At 72.0% G+C, this 19716-nt stretch carries 19 protein-coding genes; 8 read left to right on the top strand and 11 right to left on the bottom strand.

The window, feature by feature from the left end; genetic code table 11:
• Positions 1-59 precede the first annotated feature (59 nt).
• On the top strand, positions 60-845 hold the full coding sequence (cobF, locus tag PGH47_RS36935; protein WP_271667044.1) for a precorrin-6A synthase (deacetylating): 786 nt from the start codon (positions 60-62) through the stop codon (positions 843-845).
• Positions 846-920: 75 nt separating this feature from the next.
• Complete coding sequence (locus tag PGH47_RS36930) at positions 921-3002, top strand: MDR family MFS transporter (RefSeq protein WP_271667043.1); 2082 nt, start codon at positions 921-923, stop codon at positions 3000-3002.
• Positions 3003-3014: 12 nt separating this feature from the next.
• Here PGH47_RS36930 and PGH47_RS36925 read toward each other — a convergent pair whose 3' ends face one another.
• Entirely contained in the window at positions 3015-3761 is a 747-nt protein-coding gene (locus PGH47_RS36925) for a cobalt-precorrin-6A reductase (RefSeq protein WP_271667042.1), read from the bottom strand.
• A gap of 336 nt (positions 3762-4097) precedes the next feature.
• On the opposite strand from PGH47_RS36925, the gene PGH47_RS36920 reads away from it, so the two are divergent.
• Both PGH47_RS36920 and PGH47_RS36915 read left to right on the top strand, forming a co-directional pair.
• Positions 4098-5543, top strand: a complete 1446-nt coding sequence (locus tag PGH47_RS36920; RefSeq protein ID WP_376052270.1) for a DUF6351 family protein — start codon at positions 4098-4100, stop codon at positions 5541-5543.
• 74 nt (positions 5544-5617) lie between these two features.
• Positions 5618-6436 (top strand): HAD-IIA family hydrolase, encoded by an 819-nt coding sequence (locus tag PGH47_RS36915; RefSeq protein WP_271667041.1) that lies wholly within the window; start codon positions 5618-5620, stop codon positions 6434-6436.
• Here the strand turns inward: PGH47_RS36915 and PGH47_RS36910 are convergent.
• Positions 6416-7189 (bottom strand): sulfite exporter TauE/SafE family protein, encoded by a 774-nt coding sequence (locus PGH47_RS36910; protein ID WP_269643902.1) that lies wholly within the window; start codon positions 7187-7189, stop codon positions 6416-6418. The two genes, PGH47_RS36915 and PGH47_RS36910, sit on opposite strands and share 21 nt — an antisense overlap.
• 66 nt (positions 7190-7255) lie before the next feature.
• Complete coding sequence (locus PGH47_RS36905) at positions 7256-8443, bottom strand: thiolase family protein (RefSeq protein WP_271667040.1); 1188 nt, start codon at positions 8441-8443, stop codon at positions 7256-7258.
• A 173-nt stretch (positions 8444-8616) separates the two neighbouring features.
• Here PGH47_RS36905 and PGH47_RS36900 point away from each other — a divergent pair, with 173 nt between their 5' ends.
• The 3 genes from PGH47_RS36900 (at position 8617) to PGH47_RS36890 (ending at position 10481) form a co-directional block, all read left to right on the top strand.
• A complete protein-coding gene (locus PGH47_RS36900; RefSeq protein WP_271667039.1) occupies positions 8617-9426 on the top strand; it encodes an alpha/beta hydrolase in 810 nt (269 codons plus the stop codon).
• Positions 9427-9613: 187 nt separating this feature from the next.
• The gene (locus PGH47_RS36895) at positions 9614-10096 is read left to right on the top strand and encodes a Dps family protein (RefSeq protein ID WP_271667038.1); all 483 of its coding nucleotides are present in this window, start codon (positions 9614-9616) and stop codon (positions 10094-10096) included.
• 52 nt (positions 10097-10148) lie between these two features.
• Positions 10149-10481 carry a DUF3140 domain-containing protein gene (locus PGH47_RS36890; RefSeq protein WP_107908311.1) on the top strand — a complete coding sequence of 111 codons (333 nt, stop codon included), beginning with the start codon at positions 10149-10151 and terminating at the stop codon, positions 10479-10481.
• 27 nt (positions 10482-10508) lie between these two features.
• Here PGH47_RS36890 and PGH47_RS36885 read toward each other — a convergent pair whose 3' ends face one another.
• The 8 genes from PGH47_RS36885 to PGH47_RS36850 form a co-directional block, all read right to left on the bottom strand.
• Positions 10509-11201: an SDR family NAD(P)-dependent oxidoreductase gene (locus tag PGH47_RS36885; RefSeq protein ID WP_271667037.1), complete on the bottom strand. Its 693-nt coding sequence runs from the start codon at positions 11199-11201 to the stop codon at positions 10509-10511.
• A complete protein-coding gene (locus tag PGH47_RS36880) occupies positions 11198-12073 on the bottom strand; it encodes a cupin domain-containing protein (protein ID WP_271667036.1) in 876 nt (291 codons plus the stop codon). The genes PGH47_RS36885 and PGH47_RS36880 overlap by 4 nt, the downstream gene beginning before the upstream one ends.
• Positions 12070-13422: an amidohydrolase family protein gene (locus tag PGH47_RS36875; protein WP_271667035.1), complete on the bottom strand. Its 1353-nt coding sequence runs from the start codon at positions 13420-13422 to the stop codon at positions 12070-12072. The genes PGH47_RS36880 and PGH47_RS36875 overlap by 4 nt, the downstream gene beginning before the upstream one ends.
• A 22-nt stretch (positions 13423-13444) precedes the next feature.
• Positions 13445-14425, bottom strand: coding sequence for an alpha-ketoacid dehydrogenase subunit beta (locus PGH47_RS36870; protein WP_271667034.1), 981 nt, complete (start codon positions 14423-14425; stop codon positions 13445-13447).
• On the bottom strand, positions 14413-15390 hold the full coding sequence (locus PGH47_RS36865) for a thiamine pyrophosphate-dependent dehydrogenase E1 component subunit alpha (protein ID WP_271667033.1): 978 nt from the start codon (positions 15388-15390) through the stop codon (positions 14413-14415). Before PGH47_RS36865 ends, PGH47_RS36870 begins: the two co-directional genes overlap by 13 nt.
• Positions 15390-16727 carry a M24 family metallopeptidase gene (locus PGH47_RS36860; protein ID WP_271667032.1) on the bottom strand — a complete coding sequence of 446 codons (1338 nt, stop codon included), beginning with the start codon at positions 16725-16727 and terminating at the stop codon, positions 15390-15392. Before PGH47_RS36860 ends, PGH47_RS36865 begins: the two co-directional genes overlap by 1 nt.
• A gap of 45 nt (positions 16728-16772) precedes the next feature.
• Positions 16773-17468: a helix-turn-helix domain-containing protein gene (locus PGH47_RS36855; RefSeq protein ID WP_271667031.1), complete on the bottom strand. Its 696-nt coding sequence runs from the start codon at positions 17466-17468 to the stop codon at positions 16773-16775.
• A gap of 96 nt (positions 17469-17564) precedes the next feature.
• Entirely contained in the window at positions 17565-18746 is a 1182-nt protein-coding gene (locus tag PGH47_RS36850) for a sensor histidine kinase (protein ID WP_271667030.1), read from the bottom strand.
• A 189-nt stretch (positions 18747-18935) separates the two neighbouring features.
• Between PGH47_RS36850 and PGH47_RS36845 the strand changes: the two genes are divergently transcribed.
• Entirely contained in the window at positions 18936-19631 is a 696-nt protein-coding gene (locus PGH47_RS36845; RefSeq protein ID WP_271667029.1) for a response regulator, read from the top strand.
• The last annotated feature ends 85 nt before the right edge of the window (positions 19632-19716 follow it).

Genomic DNA, 19716 nt, shown 5'->3' with positions numbered 1-19716 from the left:
GCGCGGCCTGCGTGGACTCGGTGACGGCGCTGTCGGTGGCGTGCGGCAGACTCTGAGGCGTGCGAATGATTCATGTCATCGGGATCGGGGCGGGTGACCCCGAGCAGCTGACGCTCCAGGCGGTCAGGGCGCTGCGCGGTACGGATGTGTTCTTCATCCTCGACAAGGGCGAGGTGAAGTCGGACCTCACGCAGCTGCGCCGGGACATGCTGGACGCGCACATACCCGAGGGGACGTACCGGGTCGTCCAGGCCCGCGACCCCGAGCGGGACCGCTCGGCCGGGGGCTCGGCCTACTCCCCCGCCGTCGGGGACTGGCGCAGCGCCCGCGCCGGGATCTACGAGCGGCTGATCGCCGAGGAGCTGGGCGAGGACGAGACCGGCGCGTTCCTGGTGTGGGGTGATCCCGCCCTGTACGACAGCACGCTCGGGATCCTTCAGGAGGTGCTGGACAAGGGCGCGGTGGAGTTCGAGTACGACGTCGTGCCCGGCATCAGCAGCGTCTCGGCGCTCGTCGCCCGGCATCGGACGGGGCTGAACCGGGTCGCGCGGCCGGTGCAGATCACCACGGGGCGGCGGCTGGCCGAGGGCTTCCCCGAGGACGTGGACGACGTGGTCGTGATGCTCGACGCCCACCAGACCTTCCGGCGGTACGCCGACCAGGACATCGAGATCTACTGGGGTGCCTACATCGGCACGCCGGACGAGATCCTCGCCTCGGGTCCGATCGCCGAGGCCGCGCCCCGGATCGAGCGGTTGCGGGCGGAGGCGCGGGAGCGCAAGGGCTGGATCATGGACACGTATCTGCTGCGCCGCCGGGATGCGGAGGAGCGGAAGGAGCAGTAGGCGGAGGGTTCCTTACGCCACCCGAGTGGCCCGTCCCCGCATGCGGCACGGGTTCCGCGCTGTGATCGTGGCCCCGTGACGCTCGCCGAGGAATCCGCCCCGACCGCCGCCTCCCAGCCACCCGTGCTGGACAAGCGTCGCCGGAACGTCGTCTTCGTGACGATCATGCTGGGGATGCTGCTGGCGGCCCTCGACCAGACGATCGTGGGTACGGCGCTGCCGACGATCGTGTCGGACCTGGGCGGCGCCGAGCACATGTCCTGGGTCGTGACGGCGTATCTGCTCGCGGAGACCGTGGCGACCGTCCTGGTCGGCAAGTTCGGCGACCAGTTCGGGCGGAAGCTGGTCTTCCAGATCTCCGCGATCGTGTTCATCACGGGCTCGTTCCTGTGCGGGCTGGCCTCGAACATGACGATGCTGATCCTGTGGCGGGCGATGCAGGGCATCGGGGCCGGCGGGCTGATGGTGACGGCGATGGCGCTGATCGCGGACGTCATCCCGCTGCGCGAGCGCGGCAAGTACCAGGGCGCGATCGGCGCGGTGTTCGGAGTGGCGACGGTGATCGGGCCGCTGCTGGGCGGGCTGTTCACGGACCATCTGACCTGGCGCTGGGCGTTCTACGTCAACGTCCCGATCGCGATCGTCGTCGTCTTCGCGGCGGCCCGCACGATCCCGGTGGTCAAGTCGGCCGCCCGGCCGGTGATCGACTATCTGGGCATCGGGCTGGTCGCGGTCGGCGCGAGCGCCCTGATCCTGGCGACGAGCTGGGGCGGCAACGAGTACGCGTGGGGCTCCGGCGTCATCATCGGGCTGTTCGTCGGGGGCGCGGTCGCGCTCGGGCTGTTCTGCTGGGCGGAGACGCGGGCGGCGGAACCGATGCTGCCGATGCGGCTGTTCACCGACCCGGTCTTCTCGGTCTGTTCCGCTCTCAGCTTCATCGTCGGGTTCGCGATGCTCGGCGCGCTGACGTATCTGCCGACGTATCTCCAGTACGTCGACGGGGACTCGGCCACGGTGTCCGGTGTGCGGACCCTGCCGATGGTGATCGGGCTGCTCATCGCCTCCGTCTTCAGCGGCAACGTGGTCAGCAAGACCGGGAAGTACCGGATCTTCCCGATCGTCGGCTCCCTGGTGATGGGCGTCGGGCTGTTCCTGATGTCCATGATGGGGCCGTCGACCGGTGCATGGCTGGAGTCGCTGTACATGTTCGTCCTCGGCACCGGCATCGGGCTGTGCATGCAGGTGCTGACGATCGCCGTGCAGAACACCGTCGACTACGCCGACCTCGGCACCGCGACCTCCGGCGTGACCTTCTTCCGTACGCTGGGCAGCTCGTTCGGCACGGCCGTCTTCGGCACGATCTACACCAACACGCTCACGCCGAACCTCGCCGACGGGGTCGAGACCGCCGCGGGGGTGGGCTCCGGGCTCGATCCGGCGGCCATCGGCCGGGCCGCGACCAGCCCCGAGGGCCTGAACGGGCTGCCGTCGCCGGTCGCCGCGCCGATCGTCGAGGCGTACGCCGACACGCTCCAGACCGTGTTCCTGTGGACGGTGCCGGTCGCGGCCCTCGGCTTCGTGATCGCGCTGTTCCTCAAGCAGGTCCCGCTGCGCGACAGCGCCCGCATGGCCTCCACCGACCTGGGTGACGGGTTCGCCTCCCCGCACGACCCCAATGCCCAACGGGTACTGGAGGCGACCGTCGGGAAGATCATCGGGGGCACCGGCCCCGATGCCGCACGCCGGATCGTCAGCGCGTCCGAAACCCGCCTCGACGTGGCCGGCGCCTGGGCGGTGATGCAGGTGGAGATCCTGAACACCCTCGTCGGCCACGCCGGCCTCGGACTGATCGCGGCCCGCCGCCACCTCCCTCCGGAGGTACTGCTCCCCGTCTTCGACCGGATGGTCGACGAGGGCTACCTCACCCGCGACGGATCCCTCCTGTCCCACACCCCGGCGGGCGCCCGGGAGGCCCGCGCCATCGGCACGGCCTGGGCGTCCTGGCTGGAGGAACGGGTCCACGAGGACATCGGCCGCCCACCCGGCACGGACCTGCGCGCCGCCGTCCACACCATCGCCAAACGCCTCCTGGTCGAGGACCTCACCGAGGGCCTGACGGGACGGGTGCAGGAGCGGGCGCTGAGCGAGCCCCGCTGAAGGCCCACCTCCTCAGGGCGTCAGGCCGAGTCGCTGCAGCACCCCCGCCACGTCCGGCACCGCGTCCACGCCTTCCGGCAACGGAGGGCGACGTACGACCACGACCGGGAGGGCGAGGCCGCGGGCGGCGGTGAGTTTGGCGGAGGTGGCCGTTCCGCCGCTGTCCTTGGTCACCAGGACGTCGATGCGGTGGTCGCGCAGCAGGGCCGATTCGTCGGACGGGGTGAAGGGGCCGCGGGCCAGGAGCACCTCGGTGTGCGGGGGCATGGGGGGCTCGGGCGGTTCGACGGAGCGTGCGACGAAGTACAGGTCGGAAAGGTGGGCGAAGGCCGCGAGGCCGAGGCGGCCGGTGGTGAGGAACACGCGTCGGCCGAGGCTGGGCAGCAGCGCGGCGGCCTCGTCGAGGGAGGTGACGTCGTGCCAGCGGTCGCCCGGGCCGGGCTGCCAGCCCGGGCGGCGCAGGACCAGTGCCGGGACGGCCGCCGACCGCGCGGCGCGGACCGCGTTGGCCGTGATCGACTCGGCGAAGGGGTGCGTGGCGTCGACGAGGTGGTCGACGTGCTCGGCGCGGAGCCAGTCGGCCAGCCCTTCCGCGCCGCCGAAGCCCCCGATCCGCACGTCCCCTTCGACCGCGCCCGGCCGTGACACCCGCCCCGCGAGCGAGGTGGTGACGCGGAGATCGGGCCGCGCCGCGAGCACGGCTGCGAGTTCACGGGCCTCGGTGGTGCCACCGAGGATCAGGATGTGGCGGGGGGACATGGGGTGAGCGTACGAGGAGGGGTGGGCGACGGAGGTCGGGGGGCGGCGCTGCTCGGCGAGCTCATCGCCGAACGACCCGAGGTGCGGGCGCACCGGAGTTCACGCCGCCCCTGTCCCGCGCCCGTTCGGGCGCCCGCTGCGCCCGGATCCGTCAATTCCGGTGCCCGTGGGGGCTCGTGGCCGCCCCCGTTCCTGTTCGACCCGGCGAACACTATGAACACAACGGCCAGACCGTGGCCCCTCGGCCCGCCCGCTCCCTAGCATCGCGGCGCACGGCTCGGCGACGCGCCGACTAGGACGAGGAGCAGCGTCTTGGACTGGACGAGAACGAACTCAGTGATCCGCAGGTCTGTCCCATCGCCCGCGCGACGGCGCACCACGCTGGCCGCGGTGCTGGCAGGTGCGCTCGCCGTCGGCGTCCTCGTCGGCGCCTCGAACGCCCGGGGCGAGACGGCGGAGGAACCGGCACTCGCCGAGTGCCCGGCGGATCTCGTGGGCAAGGCCGACTGCTACACCGGGCGTGACGCGAACGGCGCCTACTACGCGGTCGCCATACCCGACAACTGGAACAAGTCCCTCGTCGTACACGCCCACGGCGGCCCCGACCTCGGCGCCGAGTCCGACCCCACGCGCAGCATCGACGACCTGGGCCGCTGGTCGGTGATGGTGAAGGAGGGCTACGCCTGGGTCGGCTCGTCCTACCGCCGGGGCGGCTACGGCACGCGGATGGCCGCCGCCGACACGGAGAGCGTCCGCCGGCTGTTCGTCGAGGAGTTCGGCAAGCCCCGGCGGACGTATGTGCACGGCCAGTCGTGGGGTGGGAACGTCGCCGCGAAGGTCGTGGAGACCTACGCGAAGAAGCCAGGGGCGTACGACGGGGCGCTGCTCACCAACGGCGTCCTGGGCGGCGGCTCGCGCGGCTACGACTACCGCGTCGACCTGCGCGTCGTCTACCAGTACTACTGCGCCAACCACCCCCGCCCGAGCGAGCCGCAGTACCCGCTGTGGCAGGGCCTGCGCGCCGGCTCGACCATGACGTCCGCCGGGCTGCGTGCCCGCCTCGATGAGTGCACCGGCCTCTCGTCGCCGGCGGCGGAGCGGACCGCGCTCCAGCAGCGCAACCTCGACGACATCCTCGCGGTCACGCGGATCCCCGAGCGCACGCTGGAGTCGCATCTGCGGTTCGCGACCTTCACGTTCCGGGACATCGTGCACGAGCGCCTCGGGGACCGGAATCCCTTCGGGAACGTGGGCGTCCGCTACTCCGGGTCGCATGACGACGCGGCGCTCAACGCCGGTGTCGAACGCTTCGCCCCCGACCCCACTGCCGTACGGGACCTGTCCTACGACAGCGATCTCACCGGCAAGGTCTCGATCCCGGTGCTGACACTGCACGCCATCGACGACCCGACGGCGTTCATCGAGCACGAGGCGGCCTACCGGGCCACACTCCGGGGCGCCGGGCGCGACGGGCACCTGGTGCAGACGTTCACGCGGGAGCACGAGCACAGTGAGCTGAGCGACGCCGAGTACGCCACGTCCGTCGCGGCCCTCGACACCTGGGTGCGCAAGGGGAAGAAGCCGACGCAGAAGTCGGTCGCGGCGGCGTGCGGCGCCTTCGACGAGAGGTACGGCACGGGCTGCCTGTACGACCCCGACTTCCGCCCGGCGCCGTACGCCTCGCGGGTCGAGCCGCGACCGGGCGGGCTGGACTGGCCGGCCATGACGTCCCGTCAGGAGCGGGCCTGGAGCGGCATCGCGGGCGTCGGTATCGCTCCCTGAGCAGAGCTGACGGGACCGGCCCGGTGAAGGCGACCGGGCCGGTCCGGGCGGGTTCGGGCGGCTATCGTCCCGGTATGGGATCCGTACGGGCCGTCCTCATCGACATCGACGGAGTCCTCACCGTCTCGTGGCAGCCGCTGCCCCGGACGGTCGAGGCGTTGCGGGAGATCCGCGAGGCGGGGCTCGCCGTCGCGCTGGTCACCAACACGACCTCGCGGACCCGGGCGTCGATCGCACGCACATTGGCGGACGCCGGGTTCCCGGTGTCCGCCGGCGACATCCTGACGGCGCCCGCCGTCACCGCCGCCCATCTCGCCGAGCACTACCCGCGTGCCCGGTGTGTGCTCCTGAACAGCGGCGACATCGCGGAGGACCTCGCCGGGGTCACCCTCGTCGACGAGGACCGGGGCGACGGTGAGCCGCCCGACGTCGTGGTCGTCGGCGGTGCCGGGCCCGAGTTCGGGTACGCGGCGCTCGACCGGGCCTTCGGGCATCTCCAGCGCGGGGCGCGCCTGGTGGCCATGCACCGGAACCTGTACTGGCGTACGGACCAGGGACTGCGGCTGGACACCGGCGCGTTCCTGGCCGGTCTGGAGAAGGCCGCGCGGGTCGAGGCCGAGATCACCGGCAAGCCGTCGCCCGCGTTCTTCGAGGCGGCGCTCGCGCATGTCGGGGTCGGCGCCGACGAGGCGGTGATGGTGGGGGACGACATCGAGTCCGACGTGCTGGCGGCGCAGCGGGCCGGTGTCACGGGTGTGCTGGTGCGGACCGGGAAGTATCTGCCGCAGACGCATCGGGACGCGAGCGGTACGCCGGACCATGTGATCGACTCGTTCGCCGATCTGCCCGCCCTGCTGAGGGATCTGCGGGGCTCAGCGCAGCAGCAGCTGTAGGCCGCCCACAACGGTCGCCGCGATCACGAGCTGCTCGAACAGCCGCTGGTTGATGCGGTCCACGGCCCATTTGCCGAGCACCGCGCCCGGTACGACGAAGATCACCAGCGCGGCGTCGAGCAGCAGCGAGGACCCGTCGATGAGCCCGAGCCCGGCACTGAAGGGCACCTTGGAGACGTTGACGATCAGGAAGAAGAAGGCCGACGTCCCCAGGAAGCCGAGCTTGCGGAAGCCCGCCGACAGCAGATACATCGACATCACGGGGCCGCCCGCGTTGGCGACCATCGTGGTGAAGCCGCCGAGGACGCCGTACGAACGGGCCTTGACCCGGCCGGCCCGGGTCGCGACCGAGTCGGGCTCGGCCTCCTTCTCGGCCGTGCGGCGGCGCCACACCGTGACGCCCGCCATCAGCAGCAGGATCGCGCCGATCGACGTACGGACGATCTCGTCGTCGGCCCACACCAGGAACACCGTGCCGAGGACCACGCCGGCGGCGACCGCGGGGAACAGCCGCCACAGGGTGGGCCAGTGGGCGTGCCGCCGGTAGGTGAGTACGGCGAGCACATCGCCCGCGATCAGGATCGGCAGCAGGATGCCGGTGGAGGCGCGGGCGGGCAGTACGGCGGCGAAGACCGCGAGGCTGACCGTGTTGGCCCCGCTCACGGCGGTCTTGGAGAAGCCGACGAGCAGGGCCGCGAAGGCGAGCGCGGCGAACTCCCAGCCTGTTATGTGCCAAAGCGTCATCGTGTCCATGCGGAGACCGATGGTATGTGCAGACAACAGGTACTGGTAAGGACCGTCTCGCCAGTCGGGAGATGGCTAATGCCTCTCCACCAGCACCGCACTTCCCTGCCCGACACCTACACACATCGTCGCCAGCCCGCGCTCGGCGCCCGTCCGCCGCATCCGGTGCAGCAGCGTGGTGAGGATCCGTGCGCCCGAGCAGCCCAGCGGGTGACCCAGCGCGATGGCGCCGCCGCTGGGGTTGACCAGTTCGGGGTCGATCCCGAGCTGGTCGACGCAGGCGAGTGCCTGGGCGGCGAACGCCTCGTTGAACTCGGCCTCCTGCACGTCGGCGACCGTCCAGTCGGCGCGGGCCAGGGCCTTGCGGGTGGCGGGGACCGGGCCGATGCCCATGACGTCGGGGTGCACGCCTGCGGAGGCGCCGGCGACATAGCGGCCGAGGGACTCCAGGCCCAGTTCGTTCAGGGCCTCCTCGCTGACCAGGAGCAGTCCGGCGGCGCCGTCGTTCATCGGCGAGGCGTTGCCCGCGGTGACGGTGCCGCCCTCGCGGAATACCGGCTTCAGCCGGGACAGCTTCTCGTACGAGGTGTCCTCGCGGATGCATTCGTCGCTGTCGACGAGGACGCCGTCCGGGCGGGTCACCGGCAGGAGTTCGTCGTCGAAGTGGCCGTTCTTGCGGGCGTCGGCCGCTCGTTGGTGGCTGCGCAGCGCGAACTCGTCCTGGCGTTCGCGCGAGACGCCGTAGCGCCCGGCGACCTCCTCGGCCGTCTCGCCCATCGCCAGCAGGCCGTGGAGTTCCTTCATCGCCGGGTTGACCAGCCGCCAGCCGAGCCGGGTGTCGTATGTCTCGATGCGGTGCGGCAGCGCCTCGTCGGGGCGGGGCAGGACGAAGGGGGCGCGGCTCATGGACTCGGAGCCGCCGGCGAGCACGATGTCGGCCTCGCCCGCCGCGATGGTGCGGGCGGCGGTCGTCACCGCCTCCAGGCCGGAGGCGCACAGGCGGTTGACCGTGGCGCCCGGCACGGACTCCGGGAGGCCGGCGAGCAACGCGGCCATGCGGGCGACGTTGCGGTTGTCCTCGCCGGCCTGGTTGGCGGCTCCCCAGTAGACGTCGTCGACGCGCGCCGGGTCGAGGGCGGGGACGTCGGCGACGAGGCCCCTGATCACGGCGGCGGCCAGGTCGTCGGGCCGGACGGACGACAGTGCTCCGCGCAGTTTGCCGATGGGGGTGCGGCGGGCGGCCGCGAAGTGGACGGGACGCACGACAGGACTCCTGACCGGGCAGTTTGGACGGCACCCTGTTAATTAGCACCGCTAGTTTTGGACTATAGACCGACCTGGCGCACCCTGGGAAGATCCCCTCGGTGACCTTCACCGACGCAGCCGAACACAGCCGATCGGGCAGCCGACCACTGCCGGTCGCAGCCGGAGGAGCCATGGCCGACATCCGCGAGCATGCCCTCGACGGACAACGGGGATCGATCGTCGTGACCGAATGGCCGAATCCCCGGCCCGGGTTCGTCGCGCTCGTGGTCCACGGCTACGGCGAGCACGTGGGCCGATACGCCGAGGTGGCGGACGTGCTGGTCGGGCGGGGAGCCGCGGTGTTCGGGCCGGATCACGTCGGTCACGGGCGGTCGGCGGGCGAGCGCGTGCTGATCGAGGACTTCGAGGACGTGGTCGCCGATCTGCGTGCCGTCGCCGCGCTGGCCCGCACCGCGCATCCGGACGTACCCGTCGTCCTGATCGGGCACTCGATGGGCGGACTCGTCGCGGCACGGTACGCGCAGCTGTACGGCGACGAGCCGACCGCCCTGGTGCTGTCCGGGCCGGTGATCGGCGACTGGGAGCTGCCGCGCCGGCTGCTCGCCAGCGACGAGATCCCCGACACGCCCATCAGCCCGGCCGCGCTGTCCCGCGATCCCGCGGTGGGCGCGGCGTACGCGGGGGATCCGCTGGTCTGGCACGGGCCCATGAAGCGGCCGACGGTTGAGGCGTTCGCCCGGATGCTGGACACCGTGTCCAGGAGCGGCTCGGTCGGAGGGCTGCCGCTGCTGTGGCTGCACGGCGACGACGACCGGCTCGTCCCGCTCGCCGGCAGCCGCGTCGGGATCGAGGAGCTGCGCGGGGAGGACGTGACCGAGCGCGTCTACGCCGGGGCCCGGCACGAGGTGTTTCACGAGACGAACAAGGCGGAGGTCTTCGCGGACCTGATCCGCTTCCTGGACGGTGTGCTCGCTCGCTGAGACACGTCGCGTTTGCATCGGTCCGGGCCTGGGCACCCGCGCCGCCATGGAGTGGTCGCAGTGACGGAAGTGGTCACGCGCCGCAGCGGCCGGACACGGCACTGACGCCGGTGACCGAGTGACCGGACACCGCTTCCGCACCGCATCGCTCCGTCCGGCCTGGACCAAGCCAGAAGGAGGAGCCCGGATGACTGGGGTGAACAGCACGCTTCCCGAGCCGGCCCGCAGGGTCGCCGGTGACGCACTTCAGGGCACGCTCGTCGACCTTCTCGGACTCTCGCTGATCGGGAAGCAGGCGCACTGGAACATCGTGGGCCCGCGCTTCCGGTCGATCCATCTCCAGCTCGACGAGGTGGTCTCCACCGCCCGCTCGTACGCCGACACCGTCGCCGAACGCTCCTCGGCGCTCGGCGTGCCGCCCGACGGCCGCCCGGAGACGATCGCCGCGGCCTACACGCTGCCCGGCCCGAAGGAGGGCTGGATCCGCGACACGGAGGTCGTCCAGCTGGTCGTGGACACCCTGGGGGCGGCCATCGAGCGGCTGCGCGAACGCATCACCGCCACCGCCGAGCCGGACCCGGTGACCCAGGATCTGCTCATCGGCATCACCAGCGAGCTGGAGAAGCAGCGGTGGATGTTCGACGCCGAGAACTGGCCGCGCGACGAATGACCCGAGCCGCCGTACCGCACGACCACCCGCACCCGAAGACAAGGGGCACACCGTGACCGACGCCCTCGAACTCGACGCGCTGTGGGAGGACTTCCACCGCGTGGTGAACATGACCTCGCAGGAGCTGGCCGGCTGGCTGCGGGTCAGCGACGCCCAGGAGGACAGCGAGCCGCTGCCGGACCGGGCCGGCCCGCCGACCGGGCAGCACGTCCTCTCGATCCTCCAGAAACGACGCACGGACCTCACGGACGCCGACATCCAGGTGATGTACGACGTCGTGGACACCGTGACCGAGGAGGCGGACCTCGAGAACGAACCCGAGCCCGAACAGACCCGCCGACGCCACCAGTTGATGACGATCGGCCACGACCCCCTCAAGCCATGAGCGAGCCACAGCCCCCATCCGTTCCGCTCAGCCCAGCAACCACCCTCCGTCCACGGCGAGTTCGACCGCGTTGACCGATCGGTTGCGCAGCAGGAAGTCCACCGCGTCCACCACGTCCGCCATCGTGGCGAGCCGGCCACCGGGCGTCCTGGCACGCAGCCCCGCCAGCACCTCCTCGGGTTTGCCGGCCCAGTGGGGGCTGTCCCCGACGACGCCGGGATGCACGGCGTTGACGCGGACGGGCGCCAGCTCGACGGCGAGGGTGTTCACCAGACCCCGCACGCCCGCGTTGACGGTCGCCACGGTCGTGGCCCCCGGGTAGGGCCGTTCCTTGGCCTGGCCGCCGAACAGCACGACGGCGCTGTCGTCGTGCAGCCGTGGGCCGAGGGCGTGCACGACCTCGGTGTAGCCGACGAGTTTGAGCGTGACGAGACGCAGGGCTGCCTCGATGTCGTAGTCGGCGACCCGGTTCTCGTCCCGTGAGACGCCCGCGATCACCAGATGGTCCACGCGTCCGACCCCGGCGAGCGCGGCGGCGATCCCGGTCGGCCGGGAGAGATCGAGGGCGAGGCCCCGACCGGCCCCGATCTCCTTGGCCACCGTGTCGGCGCGATGGGCGTCCCGGCCGGTGACAACCACCTCGTCGCCCCGCCGCGCGCACAGACGGGCGAACTCGCGGCCGATCCCGGACGTGCCGCCCACGACAAGGACACTGCTCATCGGTCCAGTGCCTCCCTCAGATACTCCCAGTCCCGAGTGAACCGGTACGAGTGTCGCGGCGGCGGCTGCGGCGCCTGTGTCTCCAGCCAGCGCACCGGCCCCTGACCCGCGTTGGAGAACCCGTGCACACAGCCGGCGCCCGCCCACGCGACGTCCCCCGGCCCGAGCCGGTACCGCTCGCCGTCGAAGGTGGCGTCGACCAGGCCCTCGACGATCAGGTACGTCTCCTCGAAGGGGTGGTCGTGGCTGCCCGCGACGCCGTCGGGGGCGTACTGCACCATGAACATGGTCGAGGCGACCGCGCCGAGGTCGCTGTCGACCATCGTCTTCACGGTGATGCCGCTGTACACGAGCAGCGCGGTCCGCATGCTCGCCGACACCGCGAGCAGGTCCTGCGACTGCTTGCCGGGGTCCATCTGCCCCGGTTCGAAGTGCCCGAAGGACCGGGTCCGCGGGTCGCGCACGTCGATGCGGACGGGGTCGCGTTCCGGCAGCGCGGGGACGGCCTGGGTGTCATGGCCGTAGCGGGCCCGCGGCACCGGCGCGAGCATGTCGGCCCAGTGGCCGCCCGTGTCCCCGGCACCGCGCCAGGCGTGCGCGACGCCGGCCGGGAGGAGGCCGTAGTCGCCCTCTTCCAGGAGGTACGCGCCCTCGGGCACATCGAGGATCACGGCACCGTCGAGGACGTGGAAGCTCTCCTCGTACGAGTGCACATGGGCGGCGACCCGGCCGTCGGGCCGCAGCTCGCACAGCCCGAAGCCGGTGTGCACGCTGCCGTCCGCCTCGCCCACCAACTCCCGCCGCCGGTGCCCGAGTTCGTCGTACGGCGGCTCGGGGACGTCGGCGGCGAGGCGCACCAGGTGTCGGGTCATGCGGCGCTCTTCGCCTCCTTCGCGGCCAGGAGCCGGTCGCGGGACTCCTGGACCAGCCGGCGGGCGCGGTCGACGTCGGCGACGAGCCTGCCGTCGCGCTTGTGGATCACGCCGTCGACGATGACGGTGTCGACGTTGGAGACGTCGGCCGACAGGGTGACCGCGGCAGCCGCGTCGTGCACGGGGGCGACGTTCAGCGCGGTGGCGTCGACGGCGACGACGTCGGCGCGCTTGCCGGGGGTGAGCGAGCCGGTGCGGTCCTCGACGCCGGCGACGTGGGCGCCGTTGAGCGTGGCGAACTCCAGCATCTGACGTGCCGTCAACATGGTGTCCGGCACCGGCATGTTGGCCTTCCAGCAGTCGGCGTTGACGCGGGCGCGCTCGGCGCCGAAGGCGGCACGCATCTGGGTGAACATGTCGCCGGGCACGGTGGTGACGACGTCGGTGCTCAGGGAAGGGCGCAGTCCGTACTCGACGGCCGTCATCACGGGCGGCCAGCCGTGCCCCATCTGGAGCTCGACCTGCGGCGCGATCGAGACCGTACCGCCGCTGTCGGCGACCATCCGCCACTCCTCCTCGCTGAGGTAGCAGCAGTGGATGTAGGTGGTGTCGGCGCCCAGAAGCCCCAGGTCGTTCAGCTGCTTGACCATGCCGAAGCGCCCGGCGAGGCGGCCCATGGCCACATGCACGGTGATGGGGATGTCCAGTTCGCGGGCGAGCGCCCACTCGGCGGTGACGACGTCGTTGAGGCAGAAGCCGGGGCCGCGGGTGGCCAGCGCCATGGTGAGCAGGCCGTCGTCGGAGGCGAAGTACTTCCCGCGGATCCGCCGGACGTCGTCGCCCGGGATCGCGATCTTGCTCTCGAACCAGTAGTCGGCGAGGGAGGTGTTGGCGCTGCCGTACGCGTACTGGGCGCGGATGCCGCTCTCCGCGAGGCCCCGGATCGCCGCGTCCGGATGCTCGGGGGAGTTGTTGATGTGCGACCAGTCCACGAGCGTCGTGATGCCGGCGTTCAGACACTCCAGCGCGCCGGCGAGGTTGGCCGCGTACACGTCCTCGGGTGTGTACAGCGGGGCGAAGGTGTCGAGGATGTCGACGAAGTAGTCGTCCAGGGTGGCGTCGGGGGCGACGTTGCGGATGGACGCCTCCCAGGTGTGCCGGTGGGTGTCCACGAAGCCGGGGATCACGATCCGGCCGGTCATGTCGAGCACTTCGGCGTCGGCACTGATGTCGGGCCGCACCGCCGCGATCCTGCCGTCCTCGATCAGGACGTCCCCCTGGGGCAGGTCCCCGATGTCGGGGTCCATCGACAGCACATGACCGCCACGCAGGACTGTTCGATTGGTCATCGCCCTTCCTCCCATGGGGTGTTCAGTAGGCGGCGAGGCCGCGTACGGCCGCCACGACCTTGTCGACGGTGGGGATCACCCGTTCCTCCAGCGCGTCGGCGAACGGCAGCGGGACGCACTCCCCCGTCACCCGCCTGACCGGCGCGTCCAGCAGGGTGAACCCCTCGTCGGCGACGACGGAGACGAGCGTCGCCCCCCAGCCGCCCTGGTACGGGTTCTCCTCGACGGTGACGAGCCGCGAGGTCCGCCCGAGCGAGGTCAGTACGGTGGTGACGTCCAGCGGCACCAGGCAGCGCAGGTCGACGACCTCGGCCTCGACGCCCTCACCGGACAGCAGCTCGGCTGCCCTCAGGGCGACCGGCACCATCGAGGCGAGCGCGACGAGGGTGACGTCGGCGCCCTCCCGGACGACGGCTGCGCGGCCCAGCTCGACCACATGGTCCCCCGGCGGGGGCGCGCCCTTGGACGCGAGGAGCCCCTTGTGCTCGAAGAAGACGACCGGGTCGTCGCTGCGCACGGCCGCCGCCATCATGCCGATCACGTCGGCGGGGGTGGCCGGTGCGGCGATCTTCAGGCCGGGCACGGTGAGAGCCCAGTTCTCGGTGGCCTGGGAGTGCTGGGCGCCGAAGCCGAGCCCGCCGCCGTTGGCGGTGCGCACCACGAGCGGGACGATGACCTGACCGCCCGTCATGTACCGCACCTTCGGGATCTCGTTGGCGAGGTAGTCCCAGCAACAGGCCAGGAAGTCGGAGAACATGATCTCGGCGACGGGCCGCATCCCGGTCATCGCGGCGCCCATGGCGGCTCCCACGATGGCCTGTTCGGAGATCGGCGTGTCCCAGACCCGCTCGGGCCCGAACTCCTTGAACAGCCCGGCGGTCGTCTTGAACACCCCGCCCGCCTCGCCGATGTCCTCGCCCAGGCACACGACGGACGGATCGCGCCGCATCTCCCGCGCGATGCCCTCGGCGACCGCCTCCCGGTAGCTGATCACGTCCGCCACGCCGCACCTCCGTCCGCCCACACATCGGTCAGCGCCTGGTCCGGATCGGGCGGCGGGGCGGCCATCGCGGCCTCGACGGCCTGCCGTACGACGGTCGTCGCGCGCTCGTCCGCCTCACCGAGGACGGCCTCGGACACCCCCATCTCGACGAGCCGCCCCCGCGCCAGGTCCAGCGGGTCGTGCTTCAGCCAGCGTTCGACCTCCTCGGCCGGACGATAGGTCGCCGGGTCGGCGCGGCTGTGCCCGAAGTGCCGGTAGGTCTGTGCCTCCAGCAGCGCGGGCCCGTCTCCTGCCCGGGCCCGCGCCGCGAGGCGGGCCACCGCCTCCTGGACGGCGACGACGTCGTTGCCGTCCACGACCTCGCCCTCGATGCCGTAGGCCGGCGCCCGGTCGGCGGCGGGCCGGGGCACGGCGGTGACGTCCGCGATCGGCGTGTACTCCATGTACAGGTTGTTCTCGCAGACGAACAGCACGGGCAGCTTCCATACGGCGGCCAGGTTGAGCGCCTCGTGGAAGGCGCCGATGTTGGTGGCGCCGTCCCCGAAGAAGGCGACGGCGATCTGGTCGGTGCCGCGCAGCCGGGCCGACCACGCCGCGCCGGCCGCCATCGGGAGGTGGGCGCCGACGATGGCGTAGGAGCCGAGCATGCCGGTGGACGCCTTGGTGAGGTGCATGGAGCCGCCCTTGGCCCCGCACAACCCCGTTGCCCGGCTCATGAGTTCGGCCAGGCACTCCTCCGGCGTGGCGCCCCGCGCCATCGCGTGGTGGTGGCCGCGGTAGGTGGCGAAGACGTAGTCGTCGGGCCGCAGGGCGGCGCTCGCCCCGACGGCGACGGCCTCGTGTCCGGCGGCGAGGTGGGTGGTGCCCTTCACCAGGCCCTGGAGGAACAGGTCGTGGGCGGCCTTCTCCGTACGGCGGATGACGGTCATCTGCTCGTAGGCGGCGAGGAGTCCGGCCGGTTCCATCAGCGACTCCCGTCGCCGTGGGAGGTGTTGAGGTGGGACTGCGACTCGCGGCGGGTGTCGAGCGCGCCGCCCACGGTCCAGTACTTGCGGCCCGCGACCAGCAGTTCCTCAGCCGGGAACTTGGTGATGACCTCGCAGCCATCCGCCGTGACGACGACCTCCTCCTCGATCCGGGCGGCGGACCAGCCGTCGGCGGCGGGCCAGTAGGTCTCCAGGGCGAAGACCATGCCCTCTTCGAGGACCTCGGGGTGGTCGAGGGAGACCAGCCGGCTGAAGATCGGCTTCTCCCAGATCGACAGGCCCACGCCATGGCCGTACTGCAACGCGAACGCGGCGGTCTCGTCGGCGAAGCCGAACTCCTCGGCGCGCGGCCAGACCTCGACGATGTCCGCGGTCGTCGCGCCGGGCCGGACTAGGGCGATGGCCCGGTCCATGTACTCACGGCAGCGGACGTACGCGTCGCGCTGGGCACCGGAGGCGCTGCCGACCGCGAAAGTGCGGTAGTAGCAGGTGCGGTAGCCGAGATGGCTGTGCAGGATGTCGAAGAAGGCGGGGTCGCCGGGCCGGATCAGGCGGTCGCTGTAGACGTGCGGGTGCGGTGAACAGCGTTCGCCGGAGATCGCGTTGACGCCCTCCACGTACTCGCTGCCGAGGTCGTAAAGGACCTTGCTGACCACACCGACGCACTCGTTCTCGCGCACCCCGGGGCGCAGATAGCCGTACAGCTCCTCGTACGCCGCGTCGACCATCGCGCAGGCCTGGGTGAGCAGGGAGATCTCGTCCGGGGTCTTGATGCGGCGGGCCTCCAGGAAGACCTGCTGGCCGTCGACGACGTCGATGCCCTCGGCGCGCAGCGCGGTGAGAATCGGCATCTCGGCGACGTCGATGCCGAGCGGCTCGCCGGCCAGGCCGTGCTCGCGCAGCTCGGCGGCGATCTTCGCGGCGACGTCCTCGGCGATGCCCGCGTCCGGGTGGAAGGCGCCGCGCAGGGTGGAGATGCCGGCGCGGGCGCCGGTGGGCGGGCCGCCCTTGCCGTCGCTGTAGTCGAGCCAGGGGTTGTACAGCTGGTGATGGCGGGCGGCGGAACCGAAGTCCCAGACGATCGGCTCGCCGCCGCGGACCAGCAGGGCGAAGCGGATCAGCTTGTCCATCGCCCAGGTGCCGATGTGCGTGGCGGTCATGTAGCGGATGTTGGCGAAGTCGAAGCTGAGCACCGCGCCGAGCTCGGAGCGGGTCAGGGTCTCGTCGAGGCGGGCCAGCCGCTGCCTGCGCAGCCGGTCCAGGTCGACGCGCTCTTCCCAGTCGACGGCATTGGGTCCGAATGTGCGGATCGCCATGGCGACCACCCCCACTTCGGAGTGAACGACTGTCCGGGACGGGTGTCAAGTGTCACTGAACATCTCGGTGGACACGAACCAGGTACCGACGGCCGGTACGTCTCCATCGTTGCGGTAGCGGTGCGGGGTCGTCGACTCGAAGCAGACGGCGTCCCCCGGGCGCAGCGTGTACTCGTCGAAGCCGAGGGTGAGGATCAGTTCGCCCGAGGTCAGACAGCCGTACTCGGTGCCGGCGTGGCGCATGAGGCCGCCGGAGCTGGAGGAGGCGCCGCCGGGCCGGTAGGTCACCTGGAGGAAGTCGACGTGCGTGCCGGGGACGTGGCCGAGCCGCTCCCACACCACGCCGGAGTCCAGCTCCAGCACCTCCCGCTCGTCCGGCGTGACCACCGGCCCGATGCGGCGGCCGGGGTCGGCGGCGAAGGAGGCGAGGGCGTGCAGGACAGTGCCGGGGGCGGGGTTCGGGGCGGTGCCGGGCCCTGCGGTGAGGGCCGTCGCGGGTGCCTTCACCGCGGTCGCCGCAGTGCCCTCGCCCGCGTCGAAGAGCGACTCGATCGAGATGCCGAGGGCGGTCGTGATGGCGTAGAGCGTGCTGACCGAGGGCTGGCTCTTGCCGTTCTCGATCTGCGAGACGAGGCTCGCCGACACGCCGATCTCACGCGCGAGCGCCCGCAGGCTCGTCCCGTGTGCGAGGCGCGCCTGCCGGATGCGTGCGCCGACGGGCGGGACCGCGGCGGGTGACATGGGGCGGCTCCTCTCGGGCGCCGGGAGACGGCACCGTTCGCTCTCATTGAACAGCGAAGGGAGCCCGAAAGGTATCGGTACCGGAAATCGGGGGCGTCAGGATCGCCCCGCCGGGAACACCGCCCGCACCTCCCAGCCCGCGCCGTCCCGGGGCCCGGCGCACAGTTCGCCGCCGACCGCGGTGACCCGCTCCTTGAGGCCCACGAGTCCGAAGCCGCCGCCGTGGGCGGCCGCCGGGAGCCGGGTGCCGCCACGGCCGTCGTCCGCGACCGACACCTCCAGGCGCCCGGCGTCGTCCCGCAGCCGGACCTCGATGTGCGTGGCGTCGGCCGCGTGGCGGCGGACGTTGGTCAGCGCCTCCTGCACGACCCGGAAGGCCGCGGCCTGCACCTCGTGGGGCAGCGCGTCGGACACCGCCGGATCGCGGCGCAGGGTGACCCGCTGGACGGGGCTCGCGAAACCGTCGGTCAACTCGGCGATGCCCGCCAGGTCGCCCACCGGTCGGCGGTCGGCCGCCTCGTCCCCGGCGTCGCGCAGCACGCCGACCGTCCGCCGCATCGAGGCGAGGGCTTCCGTGGCGGCGCGTTCGATGCCGGCCAGCACCGGGTCGAGCTCCTGCGGCCGGGTGCGCGCCATCATCCGGGCCACCTGCGTCTGCACGAGGATCCCGGTGACATGGTGCGCGACGAAGTCGTGCAGGTCGGCGGCGATGGCGACCCGCTCGGAGCGCCGGGTCTCACTGACGGCGAGCCCACGCCGGTAGTCCAGGGTGCGCAGATACACGGCGGGCCCGGCGACGACGCCGATGAGGACCAGGCCGGCCACCACCAGGCCCAGCGCGGCGGTGTCGGACCGCCCGAGGTCACGCACGGGCAGGAGCAGGAGCGCGCCCGCGTCGAGGGCGCCGCATCCCCAGGCCCAGCGCGGCCGGCAGTGCCGTACCGCGACGAACAGCAGGCACAGCAGGATCACGACCTCGCCCGGGCCGAAGACGTTCGCCTTCATGGTCACCAGCGAGCCCAGCGAGAACAGGGCCGAGAGCGCGGCGGGCACGCCGGTGCGCACCTGCGGGGTGAGCCACTCGGGCCGCCGCTCCCTCGGCCACAGCACCGCGGCCAGGCCCACCAGCAGCACGACCAGCGTCGGCCAGAGGGGGCTCGCCGTCGGCAGGACGCTCGTGCCGTCGGAACCCGCGTAGAGGACGTCGACGACACAGGCGGCGAGCAGGACACCGACGGCGAGACCCCGGGCACAGCCGAGGGGCGAAGCGCGCTTCATGCCGATCACGGTAGGTGAGCGCGCACCCGTCCGGATCGGCCGATCGGCCGAGGGCGCCCCACCGGACACCGACCGTACGGCCGAGGCGCACCGACGGCGAACCTGCTGAACCACCGCCCGCAAAGCGCCCGTGCACGAGCCGAACCTCGGCCCGCCGGAAGCCCCGATCCCCTGAGGCATGATCGAGCCATGACCAGCCCACCCCCGTCCGGTTCGCCGATCCGTGTCCTCATCGCCGACGACCAGGAGATGGTCCGCACCGGCTTCCGCTTCTTCCTCGACGCGCAGCCCGACATCACCGTGGTCGCCGAGGCCGCCGACGGCGAGGAGGCGGTGGCGCTGGCCCGGCGGGAGCGGCCGGACGTGTGCCTGCTGGACATCCGGATGCCGAGGCTGGACGGCCTGGAGGTGACCCGGCTGCTGGCGGGACCGCAGGTGGCCGACCCACTGCGGGTGGTCGTCGTGACGACCTTCGACCTGGACGAGTACGTGTACGGGGCCCTGCGCGGGGGTGCGTGCGGATTCCTGCTCAAGGACTCGGGGCCCACCCTCCTCGCGGAGGCGGTCCGGGCCGCCGCGGCCGGCGACTCGCTGGTCTCGCCGTCGGTGACGGTCCGGCTGCTCAAGCACGTCACCGCCCTGCGGACGACGACCGCCGCCGCGGCCCCGGCGAGGCCCGCTCAGAGTCTCACCGACCGCGAGCTCGACGTCGTGCGCCTGGTCGCCCTCGGCCGGACGAACGCCGAGGTCGCCGCCGAACTGTACGTCTCCCTGTCCACGGTGAAGACGCACCTGTCCAGCGTCCGGTCGAAGCTCTCCGCCCGGAACCGCGTCGAGATCGCAGCCTGGGCCTGGCAGCACGGGCACGGGCGGCCCGGCGGCTGACGGACGGGCCGCCCCGCGGCGCTCACTCGAACGGTCCGGCGTAGCTGGTGGACCGTCAGAACCGGTGGTGCGCTGGGGACACCCG

The organism is Streptomyces sp. HUAS 31, assembly GCF_028198125.1.
GTDB lineage: Bacteria > Actinomycetota > Actinomycetes > Streptomycetales > Streptomycetaceae > Streptomyces > Streptomyces chartreusis.
Note: the sequence above shows the minus strand (reverse complement) of the source record. Positions and strands in the feature narration are given on the sequence as shown.